The organism is Nostoc sp. DedQUE05 (assembly GCF_034530955.1).
GTDB lineage: Bacteria > Cyanobacteriota > Cyanobacteriia > Cyanobacteriales > Nostocaceae > Nostoc.
The window spans coordinates 29831-52103 of sequence record NZ_JAVRCB010000044.1 but is presented as its reverse complement, the minus strand read 5'-3'; the positions used below and the strand labels follow the sequence as shown (position 1 = coordinate 52103).

Here is a 22273-nt window from a genome sequence, read left to right as displayed (position 1 = left end):
GATCCACAACAAGTATTTTTCTAAGTTAGTGCTTCAGCACCACCAACAACTTCTAGGAGTTCTTGAGTAATTGCAGCTTGTCGGGCTTTATTGTAGGACAGCGTGAGGGTGTTAATCAATTCACCAGCATTTTCACTGGCATTACTCATGGCTGTCATCCGCGCTGCTAGTTCGCTAGCCGCCGATTCTTGTAGCGCCCGCAATAGCTGGTTACTCAGATACAGGGGCAATAGAGAATCGAGAATCTGCACTGGATCTTGCTCAAAGATCATGTCAGGAGCCAACGTGCGGGCTTGGCTAGTCACTTTCTCCCGTTCAACTTCAAATTTACCGCCACGGGTTGTCAAACGGAAGATTTCATCATCGCCTGCTTCTAGACCTTGCGGATCGAGGGGCAATAGAGTTTGTATCACAGGACGGGAGCTAACTAAGGAAAGGAATCTGGTGTAAATTAATTCGATGCGGTCAACTTCTTCCGAAAGGAACAAGGAAAGTAGTTGGTCAGCAATCTGATTAGCTTCTGCTGCGGTGGGAATTTGCTCTAAGCCGCTGTAGGTGGCGTCAATTGGCTGATTGCGGCGCTGAAAGTACTGTGTAGCTTTCCGTCCGACTAACACAAATTGATAGTTTAAACCTTCTGCCTTGATTTCCTTGGCGCGATTTTCTGCACGACGGATAACGTTACTATTGTAGCCGCCGCATAGACCGCGATCGCCTGAAATTACCAACAACCCGACTGATTTAACTTGGCGTTTTCTCAGCAGTGGCAAGTTTGCTTCTTCAAAGCGCAGACGGCTTTGCAAACCATACAATACTTGTGCCAAGCGATCGGCAAAGGGGCGAGTCGCTAGCACTTGTTCTTGCGCCCGGCGCACTCTAGCCGCAGCTACCAGACGCATGGCTTCTGTGATTTTTTTGGTGTTTTTGACCGACTGAATGCGATCGCGTATTGCTTTTAGATTGGCCATATTCTTGAGTTAGGAGTTAGGAGTTAGGAGTTAGGAGTTAAGAGGTAGGAGTATTTCATTAACTTTTAACTCTTAACTCTTCACTCCTCACTTTAATTACGCTGCTGCTTTGAAGGTCTTCTTGTATTCGGTAAGTGCTTCCTTTAAGGCAGCTTCTTCTGCATCACCTAGCGCTTTGGAGGCTCTTACTCCTTCGGCGTACTTACCAGTCTTTAAGTACTCGCGCAAACCTTGGGTAAAGGTTGTGACTTTATCTACGGAAACGTCATCTAAGTAACCATTGATACCAGCGTATAGAATTGCTACTTGCTCGTATACTGAGAGTGGCGAATTTTGTGGCTGCTTGAGGAGTTCGCGTAACCGTTGACCCCGTGCCAACTGGTCTTGAGTGGCTTTATCTAAGTCAGAAGCAAATTGAGCGAAGGCTTGCAGGTCGTCAAATTGGGCTAGTTCCAATTTAATCTTACCGGCAACTTTTTTCATTGCTTTGGTTTGCGCAGCAGAACCCACGCGGGATACAGAAATACCGGGGTTCACAGCCGGACGGATACCAGCGTTGAACAAGTCAGAAGACAGAAATATCTGACCATCGGTAATGGAAATTACGTTGGTGGGGATGTATGCTGAAACGTCACCAGCTTGGGTTTCGATGATTGGTAGGGCGGTCATACTGCCTTTACCTAATTCGTCACTTAGCTTTGCTGCTCTTTCTAGCAAGCGGGAGTGAATGTAGAATACATCTCCAGGGTAAGCTTCGCGTCCGGGTGGACGACGCAGCAGTAGTGACATTTGGCGATAAGCTTGGGCTTGCTTGGAGAGATCGTCATAAATTACCAGGGTAGCTTTGCCTTTGTACATAAAGTACTCGGCAATAGTTGCGCCTGTGTAAGGAGCTAAGTATTGTAGGGTTGCTGGTTCGCTGGCGCTAGCGGTGACGACGACGGTGTAATCAAGTGCGCCTTTTTCTTGCAATGTTTGTACTACGTTGGCGACTGTGGAAGCCTTTTGACCGATCGCAACGTAGACACAAATTACATCTTCTTCTTTCTGGTTGATGATTGTGTCAATAGCGATCGCAGTTTTACCGGTTTGACGGTCGCCAATAATCAATTCCCGTTGACCGCGACCGATGGGAATCATTGAGTCAATAGCTGTAATCCCCGTTTGCATGGGTTCGTGTACAGACCGACGAGCAATGATACCGGGTGCTGGAGATTCAATCAAACGGCTTTCTGAGGATTTGATGTCTCCCTTGCCATCGATGGGGCGACCCAAAGCGTCTACAACTCGTCCAATTAAGGCTTCTCCTACTGGAATCTGAGCAATTCTACCAGTGGCGGTTACAGAGCTACCTTCTTGAATTTCTAGCCCTTCACCCATAAGCACCGCGCCCACGTTGTCTTCTTCTAAGTTTTGGGCGATGCCAATTGTGCCATCTTCAAATTCTAAGAGTTCCCCAGCCATAGCCTTTTCCAGACCATAGATCCGGGCAATCCCGTCACCAACTTGTAGGACAGTACCAACGTTAGCAACTTTGACCTCTTGATCGTATTGCTCGATTTGTTGTTGGATAATGCTGCTAATTTCGTCAGGTCTAATTGATATGCTCATGTGTCTATCTTGTTTGCTTTCGAGACGGGAAAATTCAATAGTTAGGAGTGATGAGTTAAGAGTGATGAGTTAAGACGGATGAGTTAAAAAAGCAAAGGTTAAAAGTTAAAAGTCAAAATAAATTATTGTTTACTTAACTCTTAACTCCTAACTTCTAACTCCTAACTCCTGTACAGACGCGATTAATCGCGTCTCTACTCCTAACTTTCTAGCTATTAGTTAAGCGCAATGAAAGGCGACGCAACTGACCCCGAATACTGGCGTCAATTACCTGCGAACCTACTTTAATGATCACACCACCAATTAACTCACTGTCTACCCTGGTTTCTAGTTCTACCTGGCGAGCATTACTGATGGCAATGACCTTTTGGATAATTGCCTGCTGTTGAGCTTCTGTGAGGGGAACGGCTGAAATTACTTCCGCTAATACGGTTTGATTCAGCTGCCGCAACAGCGCCAGATATTGTTGAAAAATTGATTCCAAGAATGCAATGCGGCGTTTGTCTACTAGCACTAACAAAAAGTTGCGTAAGTAGGGGTTAGAGCCTTCACCAAGTATTTGTTTGATGAGAGCTTTTTTGTTCTCAGCCTGAATAAACGGGTTGCTGAAGAAGTTTTGTAGCTGTTTGTCGGCTCTTAAGAGTCCCAGTAAAGTACGCGCATCTTCCCCGAACTCTTCTGTCAAATTTTTCGATTGCGCTATTGACAAAAGTGCCTGTGCATAGGGCTGGGCTATTTCGGCTGTTGCTACCTGACTTGTCATACATTGCCTCCCAGTTGTGCGATGCTGCGGTCAATTAAACTTTGTTGAGCATCGTCGGCAATCCCGCCTTTGAGTTGCGATTCGACTTTTTGCAATGCTAGTGCAGCAACTCTTTGCCGCAGTTGAGCGATCGCTCGCTCTGTTTCGGTATTTAAATCTGCTGCTGCTGTTTGTTTCAAGCGTTCTACGTCTTGCGCTGCCTTCGCCAACAAGGCTTCTTTCGTCTTTTGGGCGTTTTCTGTGGCCGATTGGCGGATACGTTCTGCTTCTGCCTGAGATTGCTTCAACTGCTCTTGCGCTTGGGAAAGGGCAGTCTTTGCCTCTTTTAAGCGCCCTTCTGCTTCCTGAATTGCGGTGGCAATATTGGATTGTCGCTCGTTCAGGATATTGCTTAAAACTTTACGTCCGAAGTAGAATAAGATGCCAACCAGAATCGCTAGATTAATCAGATTGGTTTCAAAAATGTCTAGGTTTAGACCGAAACCACCTTCTGCTGCGCCTTCTGCCAATTCAGAGTGAACAGCGTTCGCTTCTGCGGCAAGTAATAAGAATGTCCCCATGATACCCATTTACAAGTGCGCTGCTCGCTTGCTAATACGTTGTATTTTTCCCAAGGGAAGGAAATTTAAGTATCTTTTCCCCGTAAGGAAATTAAGTATCTTTCCCCAGAAGGGAAAAAGTGCCTTTATTTGACACTTAAATTTTGCGCTCTGGACTAGGGCCCAGTTGCGCGTATGCTTTCGCAGAGCCGGTCTAGTTAGCTTATCTAACTGGAGTTGGCCCCAATAGTTTTTCTAGAATCTGCCTGCTTAAAGCATCAACTTGTTGCTCTAAGGTGCGAAAAGCTTCTTGCTTTTGTTGTTCTATTTCAACAGAAGCTTGTTCTCGTTGAGACTGAGCTTCCTTTTGGGCTTCAGCGATTTTCTCGGCAGTAATTTTTTTAGCTTCCAGTTGAGCTGCTTCTAGAGTAGCTTGCGATTGTCTACGAGCGTCTGCGAGTTGTTGCTCATATTCGGCGGCTAAACGCTCGGCTTTTGCCAAGCTTTCTTTCGCCTCAAGGGTATTCGTTCGGATATAACTATCGCGATCGTCTAGTACCTTGGTCAGTGGCTTATAGAAAATTGCATTCAACAAAGCTGCCAATAGCAGGAATTGCAATGCCATGAAGGGCAAGGTAGCATCGAAATCAAACATTTGTCTCCTCTTTGGCTGGAGTAGCAGTTTTCATGGCTAGCAACATCATCCAACCTTTCGTATTTTAGAGACCCATAGCCAACAAGGGTCAACTGAACATTATAACTATTGAGATACCCAAAGGATTTTGATTGTAGAGGCGTGATGATTCACGTCTCCACACTCACAAAAATTTTCAGGTATTAGCCGAAAGGATTAGCAAACAGCAATACCAGGGCAATTACTAGACCATAGATAGTCAAGGATTCCATGAATGCCAAGGTTAATAGCAGAGTACCGCGAATTTTTCCTTCTGCTTCAGGTTGACGAGCAATACCTTCTACTGCTTGTCCAGCAGCGTTTCCTTGACCAATACCAGGGCCAATTGCAGCTAAACCAATCGCTAAAGCAGCAGCGAGAACTGAAGCAGCCTGAACTAATGGATCCATGTTGATTTTCCTTGCTTTGATTACAAAACTAACAAAAGTGCGTTAACGATTAGAAACGTGATTTTCACGCTGCACATGAGTTCTTTCGATCGCGCTTTGCGATGTTTTGAGCGAATATGCTCTTGGAACTGTGCTATCAACTGAGAAGTTTAATGCTCCTCATGTTCTTCTCCACCATGCCCCTCCATTGCCTCATGAATGTATGCTCCGGCTAGGGTGGCGAAAACCAGGGCTTGAATGGCACTGGTAAATAAACCCAAGGCCATTACAGGCAGAGGTACAAATAGAGGAACTAGCAGCACCAACACCGCTACAACCAATTCATCCGCCAAAATATTACCAAATAGCCGGAAGCTTAGGGAGAGAGGTTTGGTGAAATCTTCTAGAATTGCGATCGGCAACAAAACAGGTGTTGGCTCTATATATTTCTTAAAGTAGCCTAAACCCCGCTTGCTAAAACCTGCGTAAAAGTACGCTAAGGAAGTTAGCAATGCTAATGCAACAGTCGTATTGATGTCATTGGTGGGAGCTGCCAATTCGCCCGAAGGTAGCCTGATGAGCTTCCAAGGAATTAGTGCGCCTGACCAGTTCGATACGAAAATAAACAGGAACAATGTGCCAATAAATGGCACCCAAGGGCGGTACTCTTTCTCACCAAGTTGGTTTTTTGCCAGATCGCGAATAAATTCTAAGGCATATTCCATCAAATTCTGGATGCCCTTGGGAATTCTTTGTGCGTTGCGAGTAGCAGCTATTGAAGCCACTACTAGAATACTAATCACAAACCATGAGGTGAGAAAAACTTGCCCATGAATTTTAAGATTGCCCAACTGCCAGTAGAAATGATGTCCTACTTCTAATTCGGCGAGGGGAAAAGAATTAAAGGCGTTTAAGACACTAAGCATTTGCATTCTTCAAGCATTTTCCCCAACGAGCGAGGATGGGATTACTATCTTTGTGAGCCTGACTTTTTAAGAATCAGGAATGAACGCAATTTGCACCATATAGACGAGGAGCGTGGCTTTGTAAGTTAGAAATCCCAAAAATATGGGCAAAATCTGTAGCTCACGCCATTGAGTTGCCACGATCATCACTCCAATAAACAGAGCAAAACGAGTTTTACTCAGACTGGTTTTCTGACTACCAAGCTGCTCAACGTCTCTAGCCAACATTTTTAAGTAAACCACACCTGTACACGCCCCAATTAAATAATTTAGGGCAATGTTTAAGGAATAAAAAATCCACACAGAGATAAAAATAACCCCCGTCAAGACAAGCGTGATTACCAACAATCGCTGGAAGAGTTCATGGAACTCTTGCATGGAGTTACCTGATTCTGTGCCTCCAGAACCAGTTTTAGCATCTTGTTGCGTTGTCGGAGTGGGCGCAATTGATTCGTCTGACAAGCTCACGGGACTTGAAACCAGTACAGTTAAATATGATGACTGCACATTCAGTCAGCTGAATCATATCACGATGCGGTAACAATACTTTAGGAAAAAACAATTAACTTCTTGTCAACATCAGGCAGTAAGTACCGACGGACTAAAGCCAACAGCAATTTTACCAAGTCCACGTTGCCGGACTTGGTGAAAAAGTAAAGGTTTTATAGCCTATTTGTAAACTGAGGGCAGGCAAGATGCCCGCCCCCACAAGAGTTTTGGGTTGAATATACCTCGATTAAATTATTTTGGCAGTCCGTAGACCGAACAGCAATCCTACAGATAAGCCAAAGAATAAACCCAAGAAGACGATATAAGATACAATTGCAAACATTTATTGCTCTCCAGAATACTTCCTAAATCTATTGAATCATTAGTTGTTGGGTATTGGGCATTGGGCATTGGGCATGGGGCATGAGGGTAGAGGAGAAATACTTACTAAAACTTCTTTGCTGCTTGCCTGCTTCTTAGCAATCTCCTATGCCCAATGCCCTATGCCCATTTTCTAGATTGCGATACAATACAGCCCACGGACGCTTGTTTGGGGTTGGGCAATGACTTCTGTAATTAATGTAAATCTACCAGAGCAGTCTTATGAGATTGCGATAACTTCGTTGAGCTACGCTAACGCACCTTCGAGTTTAGACCAACTGGGTCAACAGATGGCCAGTCTTAAGTTGGGCAAGAAGGTAATGCTAGTTTCTAATCCGACGATTTTTAAGCATTTTGGCGAAAGAGCTATTACATCCCTAAAATCTGCTGGATTTGAAGTTGCTAGCTGCACTCTACCACCTGGTGAACGTTACAAAACCCTCAATTCCATCCAAAAACTCTACGATGTAGCCTTGGAAAACCGCCTAGAACGTTCTTCTACGATGGTGGCTTTGGGCGGAGGTGTAATTGGCGATATGACTGGCTTTGCGGCTGCAACCTGGCTACGCGGTATTAATGTTGTCCAAGTGCCTACCTCTTTGTTGGCGATGGTAGATTCGGCAATTGGTGGCAAAACTGGCGTGAATCATCCCCACGGTAAAAACTTAATTGGGGCATTCCATCAACCGCGTTTGGTTTTAATTGACCCAGATGTGTTAAAAACTCTCCCTATGCGTGAGTTTCGGGCAGGAATGGCAGAAGTTATTAAGTACGGCGTGATTTGGGATGCCGAATTGTTTGCCCAGTTGGAAGCAAGTAAACGCCTCGACCAACTCCGCTATGTCAAACCTGACCTAATAACCAACATATTAACGCGCTCTTGTCAAGCTAAAGCTGATGTTGTTGGCAAAGATGAGAAAGAAGGCGGATTACGCGCAATTCTCAATTATGGACACACCATCGGTCATACAGTGGAAAGTTTGACTGGTTATCGTCTAGTAAATCATGGTGAAGCGGTAGCTATTGGTATGGTAGCAGCCGGTCAAATTGCTGTGGATTTAGGACTGTGGCAAAAGGAAGACACAGAACGTCAAAACGCTTTAATTCAAAAAGCGGGTTTACCGACTCAGTTACCAGATGGGGTAGATATTGAAGCAATTATTGAGGCGTTGCAATTAGATAAGAAAGTCCAAGCCGGGAAAGTTCGGTTTGTTTTACCAACAGAGATTGGTGTGGTAACAATTACCGATGAAGTGCCATCGGATATTATTCGGCAAGTGTTGCGGGGAATGTAAATAATTTGAAGAAGAATTCAGAAGTCAGAATGGGCTAAACGCCCCGCTACCGCTAACAGGAGTCAGAATAAAAGTTAGTTGCTCTGTCCTTCAATTACGAATTAATGAGTCATGATACTCCAAGCCAAAAATCAATTAACTTTGCAAGAGTTCCTAAATCTTCCACCAGGCGAGGGAGATATCACCTACGAACTTGTTGATGGTGAAGCAATTCCTAAAATGTCACCAAAAAAATTCCACTCTAAACTTACTCGTGCCCTTTTGAATTTGATTGAGCAATGCTGTGAGGGAAAAGGAGAAGTTTGCCCAGAATTAGCTGTTGCATTAACTCGTCGAGGGCGAGATTGGATGCCAATACCGGATATTTTATATATTTCTAATGAACGTTTACCCCCTGATTGGGATAAAGAAGGAGCATGTTCTGTTCCTCCTGATTTGGTAATTGAGATTATTTCCCCAGGGCAAACTTTTGGACAAATGGCGGCTAAAGCCAAAGATTATTTAGATGCTAAGGTGCTGCGAGTGTGGATATTAGATAGTAAAGCCAGAAGCATTACTGTTTTTTATCCCGATGCAGCACCACAAACTTATATGGGAGAAGAACTACTCACAGATTCTTTGTTTGAGGGACTGCAATTTACTGTTGAGCAGGTGTTTCAAAAGGCGAAAATACCATTAGCTACTGAATAGCACAATTCTCTTGCTTTCAACATCCATCGAAATTTCAAGTAGTGGAAGGTTTGTCTAACTTTAACCAGTTGCTTGAGCAACTTATCTGGTTAATTTAGATAGTAGCTGTATTTACGCTGTACTATACTAATAGTTTAGCTGATTAATTGATAATTCATCCATTTGTAGGAGGTAATTAGCAAGGGAATAAGTCTACTTTATTTATAATCAGACCAACACTAATATGGTTGGAAACTGTCTTCACGTAACCGATCTATCAACTATGTTAAACCTAATATTTACCGGATGTATAAAAATAAAACCTTTGGTGCTTTCAACAGCTTTTTTACTGGCTGTACAGACTTGTGCCAATGCTGAACAAGCAGTTCCTAGTTTGACTCCAAGACAAGCTCAACATTTATCCCGTGACTTGGTTCCATATAATTCTCAAGAATTTTTTAGACAAGGAAAAGATTCAATTGAGAGAGAAATTCAAATTCTTAATCAAAGACAACAGCGCCCAATTAAACCTATTCTTAAGATTGATTCAGTACCGCAAAGCAAAAGACCACATACTCAGCAAAAACCCCAACGTCTTATCTAAGTAAGAATCATCACTCTTCTATGGCTTTTGCTTGTCTTGTTAATTCTTAAGCTGTAGCACATAAGCTACATTCCCAGACATCACAATCACTATGCTTTGCTTTTGGGCAACAGAGGTTTTGTATTACCAATAAATTTTGCAACAAAATTTTACAATTTTATTCGTCTAGCAAACTCATCAACGCTTGAATTTCAACGTCTTGCTCTTGCGGCTCTGATAATTGAGATTGTAGCTTTAATAATTGACTCTGTAATTCTTCTGCTACATGAAGCATCTCAGACTCTCGTGCAATTTTTAGCTGATTTTCTTTAATTTTGATTTGTTTAAGCAAGTCATCTTCAACATGAATTGAGTTGTAATGTTGAGCAATCATAGCTTTACATTTATTATCAATCTATGGAGTGCAATTAAATTTTCCACTTATGTATTATTCCACACTTTTGTCATTTTTTAAATATCTGGCGATTTAATCTCGATCGTTCATAGTTTTTAATCTGTTCTCTTCTCAAAATTTTGGGAATATTGACTTCAGGTACTTCCAGTTAAAAAACATCTTATCTTAGGGATGCCCAAATGTGCGCCTATAATACAAATGTACGAATAATTTGGGATAATTTCTTTTTTGTAAGTTACTAATATAGAGGTTATCATCGTGAGGGCATATAGCTAGCTGTGCTAATTTACCTCTGTAGCATATTTATATTTTTATAGACTTTTGCAAAAATGAAAATTATAAAATAAAATTGGTTGGCTTAAGGCAAATTTTTAGACAACACATATTAACTTTTTGGTTAATTTTCCAAGTATTGTAGATATGTTAAATATTATTTTGGGCAGTATGGACTTAAAGTTTCTCAAGAAAAAGATTTATATTTTTATAAAAATTATATCTACAGCGCTGATAACAAGCGCAATTGGATTGGAATCGTGGAATATTTATGCAGTAATAACTAACATTCATGTACCAAGCAGCCTTAATCCAATTTTTTGGATTGAGCGTTTTGCAATGATATGCCATTTTATTGAAAGTATTATAGCAGCTTTTTATGCACCTTCAAGACAAAAGATACCAATAAAATATGCTACTTATACTTTTTTTGTCGGCACAATTGGGTTGTTAGAATTATTTGGTCAGCAGGATGACTGTTGACGCTTCTACGCCTTGAAGGTATGGGTTTTTAGATAGTAATGTGCGTTATGCGATCGCACCCTACGTAAAAAGATTATAAGTAATTAAATATACCCTCGTCAGCAAAAATCATCTGCGGGAGTTTTCCCATGAATGTAGGTAACTAATAAATCTGGCACTCAGAAGGGAGTATAGTTTGTATAGTTAGTTTTTTGCTGAAATTTTAGTTTGCCACTAAGGAATTAAAAAATGTCTACTGATACTGACATAGTTACTTACGTTGAAGAAAGTGAATTTGATGTTGTTTTAAATGGAAGTGAAGAGAAAGTTGTTGTTGTTGATTTTACTGCTACTTGGTGTGGCCCCTGTCGCCTAGTCAGTCCGTTAATGGATCAACTTGCCGAAGAATATAAAGGTCGCGCTAAAGTAGTCAAGGTAGACGTTGACAGGAATAAGCCCATTTTCAAAAAATTCGGTCTTCGCAGTATTCCAGCAGTTTTAATTTTCAAAGATGGTATTTTAGCAGAAACTATAGTAGGGGTTTCTCCTTACGAAGACTTTAGCAACGCTGTTCAGAAGCTTGTTTAGCTAATTCGTAATGACGCTCCTGCGTCGCTAACGCTGCGCTAACGTAATTCGTAGAGAAGATCGTTAAGGATTACGAATTATTTTAACCATTTACTTTTCGCCTATAATGTGCTTGAAGTAAACCACTTGGATATTGTTGTGAGTTAATCAGCTCCAATTTTACTTCAGGGGTAGGTGGTGGAAAAAGATGTATACCGCCACCTAAGATAGTTGGAATCGTTGAAATAATATATTCGTCAATCAAGCTGTGCTGAAGAAACGAATTGATTAATTTTCCGCCACCAACTAGCCAGATATTTTTAAAACCTTGAGCCTCTATATCTGCTAACGCCTGTTTTACTGGGTCAGAAACAAATACAACGTCCTCACGATCGGATTGGAAATTACGCTGGGTGAATACGAAAGATTTTTTTTCTGGATAAGGCCATCGATCGAAACCCAGCCCTACTTCATAGGTTTTGCTACCCAAGGCGATCGCATCAATCGATTTGTAAAAATCAGTGTAACCGTAGTCTTCACCTTCTATATCAAGGATTGATAGCCACTCAATTTTGCCATCGCTGCGAGCAATGTAGCCATCCAAACTAGCTGCAATGTAGAGTGTAACTTTCGTCATTGTGCTTCTCTCTTTGGTAGTTTTCACTCAATGAGTCCAAGCGATGCCTGTGGCAACGCGAAGCGCGATCGCAGCCTTATTTCTTCTACAGCATTTTAGCCCTTGGTGGTTCCGATCGCAAAAGAGTGATGTCTACGATGGTCACTGAGCCAAGTCGTTCGCGGAGCGTCTCGTAGAGAAGTGCGGGCTACGCCTACGCTTACCCAATTATTTAGGTTTTTTGATTATGCGATTTAAACCGGCCTGCAATAAATTCTCGCTGAGATAAATGCTTTGTATTGCGTTTGGTGACTCGCTTTCGCCACATCTTAAAACTAGATTCTTTCATTTCGCGCCTCATTAGGGCGATTACCTCTTTTTCCAATAGCCCAAACTGAGCCTCAATAGCATCAAAAGATGTTCTGTCTTCCCATGCCATTTCAATGATGCGATCGATGCTTTGTGAATCAAGGTTAGGTAACTTCATTCTTCTGCTGGTAATTGATAAATTCTAGCTATATATTTATTTTACTTTTGGTTTTCAAGAACCATTGTGTCTGCTGCACCCAGTTGCAGGGCATATAGGTTGGCATAAACACCCTGCTGATTAATGAGTTCGGCGTGAGTACCCTGTTCGACAATTTCTCCCTGCTGAATTACTAATACCCGATCTGCTTGAGTAACTGTACTGAGACGGTGGGCAATTACGAAACTAGTACGACCTTGGAGTAATCGAGCGATCGCACTTTGTACTAGTGCTTCTGTGCGGGTATCGATGCTGCTAGTGGCTTCATCCAGAATCAGAATTCGGGGATTAATTAATACCGCCCGAGCAATACTGATTAGTTGTCGCTGTCCTTGGCTCAGAGGCGCTCCCCGTTCCCCCAATTGAGTTGTATAACCCTGTGGTAGTGAGGTAATGAACTCATGCACATTTGCCAGTTGTGCAGCCGCTTCGATATCAGCTTGGCTGGCGTAAGGAGCGCCAAAAGCTATATTTTCGGCGACGGTACCGGTGAATAAAATATTATCTTGTAGAACGATGCCAATTTGACGGCGCAGACTCGCTTGAGTCACGCTACGCACATCAAGATCGTCAATTTTCACTGCACCGCTTGATACATCATAGAAGCGCAAAATCAAGTTAATAATTGTACTTTTTCCCGAACCGGTTGGCCCGACTAATGCAACCATCTGTCCTGGATAGGCGTGTAAATTCACTCCTTTAAGAACCAGTCGATCTGGGTTATAGCCAAATTTGACATTTGAGAATGTCACCTCACCTTGAATAGGCGGCATTTCTATGGCATCGGGTGCATCTTTGAGTTCTGACGGTTCATCTAATAATAGAAATATTCGCTCTAATCCGGCAAAAGCAGATTGAGCTTGGGTATAAAACTGGCTGAGAATTTGGATCGGGCGGAAGAACTGCTGGACATAAAGTAAAAAGGATGTGACTACACCCACTGTTGCAGCTCCTGTTACCGCTAGATAACCGCCATAGGCTAGCACGCCAGCCGTTGCTAGTGTGTTGAGAAAATCGATAGAGGGCAAAAAGGCGGAAGTAATTGCCACAGCCTCAACGTTGGCATCTCTATTGGCGGCGTTAAGAACGTCGAATTCTTTGATATTCATCTGTACGCGATTAAATGCTTGCGCTTCTCGCACGCTGCCAATATCTTCTTCTAACTTGGCGGAAAGCTCCCCAATAGTTTGTCGGGTGACGCGAAATCTGACTCTTGCCCAACGTGCAAATAAACTTGTGGTAAAAATCATCAGTGGCACAACTAGATTGCTCAACAAACCAAGTTGCAGGTTGATTGAGAGCATGGCAATCACAATGCCCACCAAACTAAAAGTATTGCCCAGCATTTGGGCGATTGTCAGTCCAAATGCTTGATTCACGGTGTTGACATCATTCAGCAATCGGCTCATTAAATCGCCTGCTTCGCTGCGATCGAAAAAGCTGAGTGGCAGACTTTGGATTTTAATGAAAATATCTTGCCTCAATTGAGCCAGCAATCGCTGCATAATCCAGCCGACTCGAATAATTTGACCCCGAATTGCTAAGACACCAAGTCCATAGTTCAGCCCTAGTAGTCCTAACAACAGCAGCAGTCCTTGCAAATTACCTTGTGCAATCAGATGATCGATCGACCAGCCCAGAAAGAATGGCCCAACCGCCTGAGTTATGGCACCAATTAATACTAATGTCAGGGCGATGGGAATTTCTTTGCGATAAAGTAGCACGTATTGTAAAAAGCGCCGCAGGGTGGAAAATTGCTGACTCGCGTTTTCCTCAGATGCAACAACGGGAATAGTGCCTCTCATAAAAATTTTGGATTTTAGATTTTGGATTTTAGATTAAAAGTCTTGATTACAAGGCTGTAAGCAAAATTAATGATGCTAATTGGAGATCATTTTTTCTCCTTCGGCTTTACCTGAGATTCCAAAATCACACCGTAGAGTGGACTGGTTTGCATCAATTCTTCATGAGTGCCTTGTGCTACCAAGCGTCCTTTATCCATGAGAAAAATGCGGTCGGCATTTTTCACGGTGCTAATACGTTGAGCTACTACAAAGGTTGTACAAGCTTTTTGGCGCATTAAACCATCTAGTTCGGCTTGAATTTGGGCAGCAGTTTTCGCGTCTATAGCTGAGGTACTATCATCGAGTATCAGAATGCTGTAATCGGTTAGTAAGGTACGAGCGATCGCAATTCGTTGTTTTTGTCCACCAGATAAGCCTACGCCCCGTTCGCCCACAATCGTCTCGTAGCCATCAGCTAGACCGCTAATAAAATCGTGCATTTGGGCGGTTTTTGCAACTTCAATCACCTGCTCTAAGGTAGCATCGGGTTTGGCGTAGGCAATATTTTCGCGGATTGTGCCAGAGAAGAGGGTGGTTTCCTGAAAAACAATACCAATATGCGATCTGAGACTTTTGAGTGTGAAACTTTTTATATCTCGTCCGTCAATGCGAACTGCTCCCTTGGTGACATCGTAAAAGCGAGGAATCAGGTTCATGATTGTGCTTTTTCCCGAACCAGTCATTCCGAGAACAGCGATTAGCTCGTTAGGCTTGGTTTCAAAGGATACTTCTTTGAGAGTTTCGGTTGTCGCTCCGGGATAGCGAAAGGAAACATTTTCAAAGGTAATTCTACCACCACAGGTGTCAAAGGGGACAGCACCGGGGCGATCGCGAATTTCTACCTCTGCATCCACAACTTCGTAGACACGTTCGGCGGAAGCAGCTGCTTGAGCGATCGCGGGTGCGGCAAATCCAATCAACAAAATCGGTTGGAGAATCAACGCTAGGTAGGAGTTAAACGCCACCAGTTCGCCAATGGAAAATCTGCGCCCAATCACCTGCGCTCCCCCGTAGGCGAAAACTGCCAGTGTTACCAAATTACTCAGCAAGAATATCAAGGGGAAGGTATCGCGGATGGCGCTAATGGTCTTCATGTTTGCCTTGACTAGGCCATCATTGAGAGTTGTGTAACGCGACCTTTCGGTTGACTCCCGCACAAAGGCTTTTACTACGCGGATTCCTAGCAAGTTCTCTTGCAATATAGCATTGAGGTTGCTCAGTTGCTCTTGTACTTGCCGAAAAAGTTTGTTATTTCGGCTGACGAATCGTGCCATTAACCATGCGGTTATCGGCACTGCTGTTAGGCTAATCAGTGCTAATTGCCAGTTCATTACCAGCAAAACCACCGAAATACTCACCAATGTCACAACTGAACTGACGACCTGAATTAAACTAGTACCAACAAAGGTACGAATTTGTTCAATGTCGCTGGTGACACGGGTTAGTAGTTGGGAAGTCTGCGCCTGGTCATGAAAGCTGAAACTGAGATTTTGAATTTTGCTGAAAATTTTGTTTCGCAGGTCATAAGCAACACCCTGAGACGCTGCTTCTGCTAAATAGCTTTGTCCAAAGTTAAATACACCACGAGCGATCGCGGCAACTACCATCCAGGCGGCGCTATATAGCACAATTTGGAGATTTTTTGGCGCGATTCCCTCATCAATTCCCCACCGAAATAGTTGTGGAGTGAGTGCGTTTGCGATCGTCAACAGCAACAGGCTGACCAATGCTCCAAGCGAAGTCCATCGGTAAGTGCTTAAACTTTTAAGTACGCGCTGGGTTGCCTTTATCGACGAAGTTTCCTGGAGTTCTGGTTGCTGAACCAATGGTATTTACCCCTGTATCATTGGAAAATTATCGTACTTTGATTGTAAAAAAACAATTGACCATTTGATAGTGGTGAATGTGAAATATAGAGTACCTCTCTTGTTTGTGGTGCAAATTCCGAGTTTTGGGACAGTGGCATGGGAGAATACATTTTTAGCAAGCATTGCGGCTAATCAATTTCAAGACCAAAGAAAACCAAAGAACAAGAATAATGGCTCAAAATTTTCATAGCAATTCCCAACTTCCCTGTGATATTTCACCTGCTATCAGTCGCACAGCAAAGCCAAGTTCTGAGTTCTACTCTCTTTTTTCTGAAGAAGAAGTTTCAGGGATAATTCATGCATTAGAAGTCAGACGAGAAATTCCTCTCAAGTATTCTTATAAAGGGAGAGGTGCCAAAATTTGGAACGATTTTTATTTGAAACACGCTATTCCTAGATGGTATGGAAGAGCAAATGTAGAAATTGACCTTTTAAAAGATAATTTTAAATACCTGAATAGTAATATCAAAGCTGGCGATAGAGTAAATATTATAGACGTTGGTGCAGGGAATTCATATCCAGTTAAAAAATTTATCCGCAAACTAAATCAATTAGAAAAAGTTAACAAATATATTGCTTTAGATATTAGTGAAGAATTGCTTCATCTCTCCAAAAGTAATTTCAAAAAATGGTTTCCATTAATCGATTTTCTCAGTTCCACAATTGATATAGAAAGTAGTTGTGTACCCAAAAGTTTATTCCAAAATCAAGCTAGCCTTGAAATTGACGACACAGCAAAAATATTTTTACACTTAGGTGTTACCATTGGAAATCATCAAAATAGAGATGAAGTGTTCAAAAACTTTAGAGATAGCATGGGAAAAAATGATCTTTTAGTATTTACTAACGAGACTGGTTCTAACTCTACATGGGATGGAATAGTTAGAGGTGGCTGCAAGTATCACGTAGAAGAAATATATGGATGGGTTAAAAAAAAGATTGGGATAAAATCTGAAGATTGTGAACTAGTGAGAAAATACGATTTCAAAACAGATAGTATTGTTGCTAATCTGAAACTATGTCATGATTACACTATAAATTTTAGTCGCATGGGTATAGATAAAAATATTGAAATCTCTAAAGGTGAAGAGATTACTATTTGGCGACATCACAAGTATGAAATACCTAAACTATTGCAAGAGCTAGAACGTTCTGGACTACAACTTATTCACTATACTACTAACAAATACAAATCACATATTATGGTAATTTGTAAGGTTGCCAGTAACTAAGTTTTTCACTTAAAGAATGTTTGAAAAGTTATGATTAATGTATCAAATATTCTTTTACCCCACCCTAACCCTCCCCTTATAAAGGGGAGGGAACCGGATTTTCTTGTTTACCCCCAATATATCGGGGGAATTAAGGGGGGTAATTCGACTTGTGGTACAAGCATTTGATCTGAAGTTGACAATAATGGGCAATACTATGTACCCATTCAAATGAGAATCGCTATAACTTAGATACTATAATGGCAGCCAGTAGAAATTTTTAGGTCTTTTAGTGAAAATTTTTCCGAACCGTATCTAATGTGGTATTAAATATTTCTGATGGTGCTAAAAAATCAGTTTAACTTGGTTTGCGTATCAATTAAATATACATCAAACGTGGTCTAGGCTCAGGAACTGGACGCCCCAAATCTTTAGCAGTTTCTATCCATTCCTGCACAACTAATTCTACATTATGCAGTGCTTCTTGATAAGTATCACCATCAGCAGCACAGCCTGATAACTCTGGAACTTCAGCAATAAAAGCTCGATCTAATTCACTCCAGTAGAGAATAATTTCATACCGAAACATCATTTTTACTTCCTAGCTTATATTTGAGAATCACTGCCCGAACTTGTTTAATTTGATAACTTTTGGCTTTTCCTTTTTTATGTTGCAGGTTCAATATCTCCTCAACATCGGCTTTGACAAAAATACGATGATCGCCACGAATCCGTTCTTCAAAGCCTAGTGTATATAAAAGTTGCCACAGTTGGGCGAAGGGGATATCTGTATCAGAAGTCCCAGAGATAATTTTGTCTAAGAGTTTGTCTTGCTGACTCACGTTTTTCTGACTGCCTTAATGTTTCTATAGTCTCATATTTATTTAAAATCAGGGTATCCAAAAGCAAATCTATCATTTTGCTCCTGAGTTAGAGCATCCCTGATGACAATGACTAGTCCAGTTATAGGGCAAACTTTAGGCTTGGATACTGCTCTACTAATTGACTTGATTTTAAAAAATACTAATTATTTGGATGTTACAGATGATTTTTTGGAAGCGATATTTTGCAGTGAGTTTAATTTTGTAACATCAGTTTCGCCTGTAGTAAAGTGTATCATTTATCTTGACGAATGATGCTCATTTACCCTTGTTACTGGGGTTATCAATCTTAATATCGGCTCAATTTATACTTTTCCGACTTTTCTATAATCCTTTAGCGTAAGGTTCCACAGGAAAGGTATCACCAATTTATAAGTGATGTAGGCAACTACAGAGGACAAATTATTGAGATTGCTCATATCATAATGCTGAGGTATAAATCCATCTCAGTTCATACTGCTATTAAGTAAAAAATATTACATAAATATGAAGAATCAACTTCTAAGTGCAGTTGCATTTTTAACCACCATTAGTTTGACAACGACCGTACAAGCGGCTAATTCTGAACATGTTAAACAGTTATTAGCAACCAAACAATGTCAAAACTGTGATTTGACGAGTGCAGGTTTAGTGATGGCTGACTTATCTGGAGCCAATTTGAGCGGTGCTAATCTCACAGGTGCTAACCTCAGCCGTGCAAACTTGAGCGGTGCAGATTTGCGGGGTGCAAACTTAAGTGGCGCGAGTTTATTTGGCGTTAACCTGAGCGAAGCTAAATTTAATGGGGCAAATTTGACGGGTGCTGATTTGAGAAATACTTATTTAGCAAATGCAGAACTAACTGGCGCTTACTTGAATGGGACTAACTTTCAAGGTGCAGTTGCGATACCATCACAAATTGCTTCACCAGCAGATTTTTATGCTTTGGGTGTAGCAGAAGGGCAAAAAGGCAACCAACAGCAAGCAATCAGTTATTTTAATCAAGCGATCGCAATTAAACCAGAATATGCAGATGCTTATCTAGCTCGTGGTGTCGCCCGTTACCAAATACTAGATAGACAAGGTGCATTCCAAGATGCTCAAGTTGCACAAAAATTGTTTACATCCCAAAACAACAGCACTGGAACCCTAACAGCCCAAACTTTTATCAAAGAACTGCAAACACCCGTCAATGAGAAGGTAAGTACTGGTAAACCCAGCTTCGTTGACTTTTTGGGAAGTATTGGCTCAGTCTTGCTCAATTTCTTCCCTTTTTAAAAGAGATAATAACAGTTAACAAATACTTCTCTACGAGACGCTGCGCCTTAAGCGAAGCTATGCCGCAGGCTTTACGGCTTCTCTACGAGACGCTGTTCGCGTTCGCGGTTCCTGAGCGTAGTTGAAGGGCAGTACAAATGACAAATGACAAATAACAAATGACTTTATCTAACGAATTATGGGCAGCAAATCAAGACTTAGCCCAAGCTTGCTTAGAGCATCCTTTTGTTCAAGGTATTGGCGATGGTACTCTTGATCGAGCTAAATTTGCTTACTACGTAGGGCAAGATGCTTTTTTCTTAGAAGCTTTTGCCCGTGCCTACAGTATCGCCGCAGCTAAAGCACCAGACTGGTTAGGTTTCACCACATTTCATAATTTAGCTAGTGGAGTTTTAGAAGAACTACGGCTGCATAGTAGTTATGCTTCTGAGTGGGGAGTCAATTTGTATGCTGTAGAACCGACATCTGCCACCCGCCGCTATACTGATTTTTTGTTAGCAACTGCTTGGAGCAAAGATGTAGGTTTAACTGCGGCGGCGATGTCTCCCTGTATGCGTTTGTATGCCTTTTTAGGAGAAAAATTGGCTGGTAACGGTATTCCCGATCATCAATATGCAGACTGGATTCGTACTTATAGCGGCGCAGATTTTCAACCACTAACACAACAATTAGAAAATTTGGTTGACAATTATGCCGCTACCAACTCTGTTGTGCATTCAACTTATCGTTATGCGATGTTTTGCGAACGCGACTTTTTTCAAGCTGCGTGGATGTTCAATTAAGCAAATTCATATCGAGCAACTTTTTTGACTTTTCCTAAATGTCAAACTCGCGTTGTTTTCAGATATAGCACAAGCCTTGGTGGTTAGGACATTAACAGATGATAAAACTTAGACACAACAAGACTTTTCACCCAATCCCCAGCGATGCACTGAGCTTGTCGAAGTGTCACCAGTCCCCAGTCCCTTGCTATATCAAGCCGGGTAAAAATGCTAAGTTCTATTTTTAAACCTATACACAAAAAAAGACGCAAATTTATCTTTTGCGTCTTCTTTTAAGATTTTAAAAATTAGAAACTGAATGTGGTTCTCAATGCACCAATAACAACATCATCATTCGTGTCGTTGTGATCTGGAGATGTTAACCAGATGACTCCAGGAGTAATGGTGATATTGTCACTCAGCTTATATTGGTAAAAAGCCTCAAGATGATAGGATGTATCAGGATCGCTATCCAACCCTGCGATGTCAGAACTTGTCACTTTCGGCTCCACACCAGCGATGATACCTGCTAAGTTACCTTTTTTACCGAGGTCAGGGAAGCCCAAGGTGACAGCATAGTTCCAAATATCAATGTCTCCACGAGTTCCTCTCAAGCTTTGGCTGTTGGTGTATCCAGCCCAACCACCTAAGACGATGTTATCAGTGATGCCAATGGATGCTTCGACACCGTAAGAATTACTGGAAAATCCGACTTGCTCTTCTGGTAAACCTTGGATAGCTGCTATATTCTGGAAAGTGGCGGCATTGCTACCTGTGAGTAGTGGTTGATTGTAGGAATTGATGTAAGTTAAACCGATAGAAATGCGATCGCTTGGTTTAACTGTCAACTGTGCCAACGCACCGTAAGAACCATTGAACAAACCATTATTGGGTGTAGGGTCATTAGCTGTACCACTCAAATACCCTAGACTTAGTGCCAATTTATCATTGAACTCGTGCGTTACTCCCAACCCCGCGCCATTTATTTGGTTATAAATTGGGTTACGTGTACCAAAGGTGGACAAAGCACCAAAAGCACCATCACCATCAAAGAGATTCACAGTAGTGGTAAGGTCGTCTGCTGCACCTGCATTAGCAATAGCAACAACCTCTGTTTTTTCGCCCAAGGGAAATCTGTAAAACAGTGCATCTATCGCAGCATCAGTAGTACCATCCTCGCCAGTAAAAAATAAGTTACCCTCTGGCGTACCAATATTAGGGCCGAGAATATTATTAGCCTGGATTCTGGTGAACAGCGTATCTTTCCCTGTGAAACTGGTTACTAATTCTATCCGCGCCCGTAACCCTAAAGTTGTATTCTTATCTGTAATTTCCGCACCGTTGACTGTATTTCCTGACAACACATCGCTAACAACTGCAACAACTTGTCCTTGCAATTTAGTTGTAGTTGAGAACTGATTCGCCTCTAATTCAGCAGTTCGCGCTTCTACTGTATCCACACGACCTCGGAGTGTCGCCAGTTCGGCGGAAAAATCTTCTTGCAACTTTTGTAATGTGGCTAAATCTTGTTTGTTAACTAAATCGCCAGTGGCTGTAGCAATAAGTTCGTTAACGCGATCGAGACAAGCATTCAAACCAGCAGCAAACTCATATCGCGTTAATGCCCGATTACCGCGATAAGTGCTATTTGGGTATCCTGCAATACAGCCATAGCGTTCAACCAAAGACTGCAATGCTTGAAATGCCCAGTCGGTTGGTTGTACATCAGAAAATTGAGACACGGAGGTAACTTGCGCTTTTGTCTGAACTTTTGTGTCTGGATTAGCTAAAACTTGCACTTGATTGATTTCAGACATACTAGAAGTTTCACCTGCAAATGTAGCAGTATTCACAAATAGCATGACACCGCAGACTGCTGGACTAACTAGCAGATATTTCCAGAATTTTTGCATTTCTCTCCTCACACCGATCTCCAACTCACACCCAAACCACGTTTTTTAAACGTGTATTTTATGAGAATATTTGTCAGCAATCTTATCAGAAGTCAGGAAACTTTTTAACAAAAAAAGTCAAGAAATCCTAATTATTTAGGGAAAACTAAATTGCAGAGGGCTGTACCGTCTGAAAAAGTTTTGTTGTTACTCATTACACAGCAAACCCAGAATGATATTATGTACTTAAAATGAGAATGAGAATTATTATAGTATAAAGTTTAGAATACTTGCCATTGTCAATAGCGATGATGACAAAGGTAGAGCAAGCATCCGTTTTGAGGAGAAATATCGTGATAGTGAATTGCAGAGAAA

The 22273-nt window shown here is 41.8% G+C and carries 25 protein-coding genes; 8 read left to right on the top strand and 17 right to left on the bottom strand.

Going from position 1 to position 22273, the window contains the following annotated elements; genetic code table 11:
- Nucleotides 1-20 precede the first annotated feature (20 nt).
- From RMZ42_RS27030 to petL, 9 genes are all read right to left on the bottom strand, one after another.
- A complete protein-coding gene (locus RMZ42_RS27030) occupies nt 21-968 on the bottom strand; it encodes a F0F1 ATP synthase subunit gamma (protein WP_322674310.1) in 948 nt (315 codons plus the stop codon).
- 96 nt (nt 969-1064) lie between these two features.
- Nucleotides 1065-2579 (bottom strand): F0F1 ATP synthase subunit alpha, encoded by a 1515-nt coding sequence (atpA, locus tag RMZ42_RS27025; protein ID WP_322674309.1) that lies wholly within the window; start codon nt 2577-2579, stop codon nt 1065-1067.
- Between the two features lie 208 nt (nt 2580-2787).
- Nucleotides 2788-3342, bottom strand: coding sequence for an ATP synthase F1 subunit delta (atpH, locus tag RMZ42_RS27020; RefSeq protein WP_322674308.1), 555 nt, complete (start codon nt 3340-3342; stop codon nt 2788-2790).
- On the bottom strand, nt 3339-3911 hold the full coding sequence (locus RMZ42_RS27015) for a F0F1 ATP synthase subunit B (protein ID WP_322674307.1): 573 nt from the start codon (nt 3909-3911) through the stop codon (nt 3339-3341). Before RMZ42_RS27015 ends, atpH begins: the two co-directional genes overlap by 4 nt.
- Nucleotides 3912-4104: 193 nt before the next feature.
- Nucleotides 4105-4536 carry a F0F1 ATP synthase subunit B' gene (locus RMZ42_RS27010; protein ID WP_322674306.1) on the bottom strand — a complete coding sequence of 144 codons (432 nt, stop codon included), beginning with the start codon at nt 4534-4536 and terminating at the stop codon, nt 4105-4107.
- Nucleotides 4537-4718: 182 nt separating this feature from the next.
- Complete coding sequence (gene atpE, locus RMZ42_RS27005) at nt 4719-4964, bottom strand: ATP synthase F0 subunit C (protein WP_012411162.1); 246 nt, start codon at nt 4962-4964, stop codon at nt 4719-4721.
- 149 nt (nt 4965-5113) lie between these two features.
- Nucleotides 5114-5875 (bottom strand): F0F1 ATP synthase subunit A, encoded by a 762-nt coding sequence (gene atpB / locus RMZ42_RS27000; RefSeq protein ID WP_322674305.1) that lies wholly within the window; start codon nt 5873-5875, stop codon nt 5114-5116.
- A 60-nt stretch (nt 5876-5935) separates the two neighbouring features.
- Nucleotides 5936-6376, bottom strand: a complete 441-nt coding sequence (locus RMZ42_RS26995) for an ATP synthase subunit I (protein WP_322674330.1) — start codon at nt 6374-6376, stop codon at nt 5936-5938.
- Nucleotides 6377-6644: 268 nt separating this feature from the next.
- Nucleotides 6645-6740, bottom strand: a complete 96-nt coding sequence (petL, locus tag RMZ42_RS26990; RefSeq protein ID WP_099101760.1) for a cytochrome b6-f complex subunit PetL — start codon at nt 6738-6740, stop codon at nt 6645-6647.
- A gap of 220 nt (nt 6741-6960) precedes the next feature.
- On the opposite strand from petL, the gene aroB reads away from it, so the two are divergent.
- The 3 genes from aroB to RMZ42_RS26975 all read left to right on the top strand — a co-directional run bounded on the left by aroB (nt 6961) and on the right by RMZ42_RS26975 (nt 9346).
- Nucleotides 6961-8073, top strand: a complete 1113-nt coding sequence (gene aroB, locus RMZ42_RS26985; RefSeq protein ID WP_322674304.1) for a 3-dehydroquinate synthase — start codon at nt 6961-6963, stop codon at nt 8071-8073.
- A 111-nt stretch (nt 8074-8184) separates the two neighbouring features.
- Nucleotides 8185-8763, top strand: a complete 579-nt coding sequence (locus RMZ42_RS26980; RefSeq protein WP_322674303.1) for a Uma2 family endonuclease — start codon at nt 8185-8187, stop codon at nt 8761-8763.
- A 262-nt stretch (nt 8764-9025) separates the two neighbouring features.
- Entirely contained in the window at nt 9026-9346 is a 321-nt protein-coding gene (locus tag RMZ42_RS26975) for a hypothetical protein (RefSeq protein WP_322674302.1), read from the top strand.
- Between the two features lie 157 nt (nt 9347-9503).
- Here RMZ42_RS26975 and RMZ42_RS26970 read toward each other — a convergent pair whose 3' ends face one another.
- Complete coding sequence (locus RMZ42_RS26970; protein WP_322674301.1) at nt 9504-9719, bottom strand: hypothetical protein; 216 nt, start codon at nt 9717-9719, stop codon at nt 9504-9506.
- A 465-nt stretch (nt 9720-10184) separates the two neighbouring features.
- Between RMZ42_RS26970 and RMZ42_RS26965 the strand changes: the two genes are divergently transcribed.
- Entirely contained in the window at nt 10185-10496 is a 312-nt protein-coding gene (locus RMZ42_RS26965; RefSeq protein ID WP_322674329.1) for a hypothetical protein, read from the top strand.
- A 228-nt stretch (nt 10497-10724) separates the two neighbouring features.
- Nucleotides 10725-11063 carry a thioredoxin gene (trxA, locus tag RMZ42_RS26960; RefSeq protein ID WP_322674300.1) on the top strand — a complete coding sequence of 113 codons (339 nt, stop codon included), beginning with the start codon at nt 10725-10727 and terminating at the stop codon, nt 11061-11063.
- A gap of 82 nt (nt 11064-11145) precedes the next feature.
- Here the strand turns inward: trxA and RMZ42_RS26955 are convergent, their stop codons facing one another.
- The 4 genes from RMZ42_RS26955 to RMZ42_RS26940 all read right to left on the bottom strand — a co-directional run bounded on the left by RMZ42_RS26955 (nt 11146) and on the right by RMZ42_RS26940 (nt 15854).
- Nucleotides 11146-11679 carry a dihydrofolate reductase family protein gene (locus RMZ42_RS26955; protein WP_322674299.1) on the bottom strand — a complete coding sequence of 178 codons (534 nt, stop codon included), beginning with the start codon at nt 11677-11679 and terminating at the stop codon, nt 11146-11148.
- Nucleotides 11680-11890: 211 nt separating this feature from the next.
- Complete coding sequence (locus tag RMZ42_RS26950; RefSeq protein WP_322674298.1) at nt 11891-12145, bottom strand: TIGR03643 family protein; 255 nt, start codon at nt 12143-12145, stop codon at nt 11891-11893.
- Nucleotides 12146-12186: 41 nt separating this feature from the next.
- Entirely contained in the window at nt 12187-13989 is a 1803-nt protein-coding gene (locus tag RMZ42_RS26945; RefSeq protein WP_322674297.1) for an ABC transporter ATP-binding protein, read from the bottom strand.
- 86 nt (nt 13990-14075) lie between these two features.
- A complete protein-coding gene (locus RMZ42_RS26940) occupies nt 14076-15854 on the bottom strand; it encodes an ABC transporter ATP-binding protein (protein WP_322674296.1) in 1779 nt (592 codons plus the stop codon).
- A 212-nt stretch (nt 15855-16066) separates the two neighbouring features.
- On the opposite strand from RMZ42_RS26940, the gene RMZ42_RS26935 reads away from it, so the two are divergent.
- The gene (locus RMZ42_RS26935) at nt 16067-17128 is read left to right on the top strand and encodes an L-histidine N(alpha)-methyltransferase (RefSeq protein ID WP_322674295.1); all 1062 of its coding nucleotides are present in this window, start codon (nt 16067-16069) and stop codon (nt 17126-17128) included.
- A gap of 358 nt (nt 17129-17486) precedes the next feature.
- On the opposite strand, the gene RMZ42_RS26930 is transcribed toward RMZ42_RS26935, so the two are convergent.
- Both RMZ42_RS26930 and RMZ42_RS26925 read right to left on the bottom strand, forming a co-directional pair.
- On the bottom strand, nt 17487-17699 hold the full coding sequence (locus tag RMZ42_RS26930; RefSeq protein WP_099103575.1) for a type II toxin-antitoxin system HicB family antitoxin: 213 nt from the start codon (nt 17697-17699) through the stop codon (nt 17487-17489).
- On the bottom strand, nt 17683-17949 hold the full coding sequence (locus RMZ42_RS26925; protein WP_322674294.1) for a type II toxin-antitoxin system HicA family toxin: 267 nt from the start codon (nt 17947-17949) through the stop codon (nt 17683-17685). The genes RMZ42_RS26930 and RMZ42_RS26925 overlap by 17 nt, the downstream gene beginning before the upstream one ends.
- Before the next feature lie 525 nt (nt 17950-18474).
- On the opposite strand from RMZ42_RS26925, the gene RMZ42_RS26920 reads away from it, so the two are divergent.
- Nucleotides 18475-19245, top strand: coding sequence for a pentapeptide repeat-containing protein (locus tag RMZ42_RS26920; RefSeq protein WP_322674293.1), 771 nt, complete (start codon nt 18475-18477; stop codon nt 19243-19245).
- Between the two features lie 158 nt (nt 19246-19403).
- On the top strand, nt 19404-20027 hold the full coding sequence (locus tag RMZ42_RS26915; protein ID WP_322674292.1) for a TenA family protein: 624 nt from the start codon (nt 19404-19406) through the stop codon (nt 20025-20027).
- Nucleotides 20028-20314: 287 nt separating this feature from the next.
- Here the strand turns inward: RMZ42_RS26915 and RMZ42_RS26910 are convergent, their stop codons facing one another.
- On the bottom strand, nt 20315-21919 hold the full coding sequence (locus tag RMZ42_RS26910) for an iron uptake porin (RefSeq protein ID WP_322674291.1): 1605 nt from the start codon (nt 21917-21919) through the stop codon (nt 20315-20317).
- Nucleotides 21920-22273: the final 354 nt, after the last annotated feature.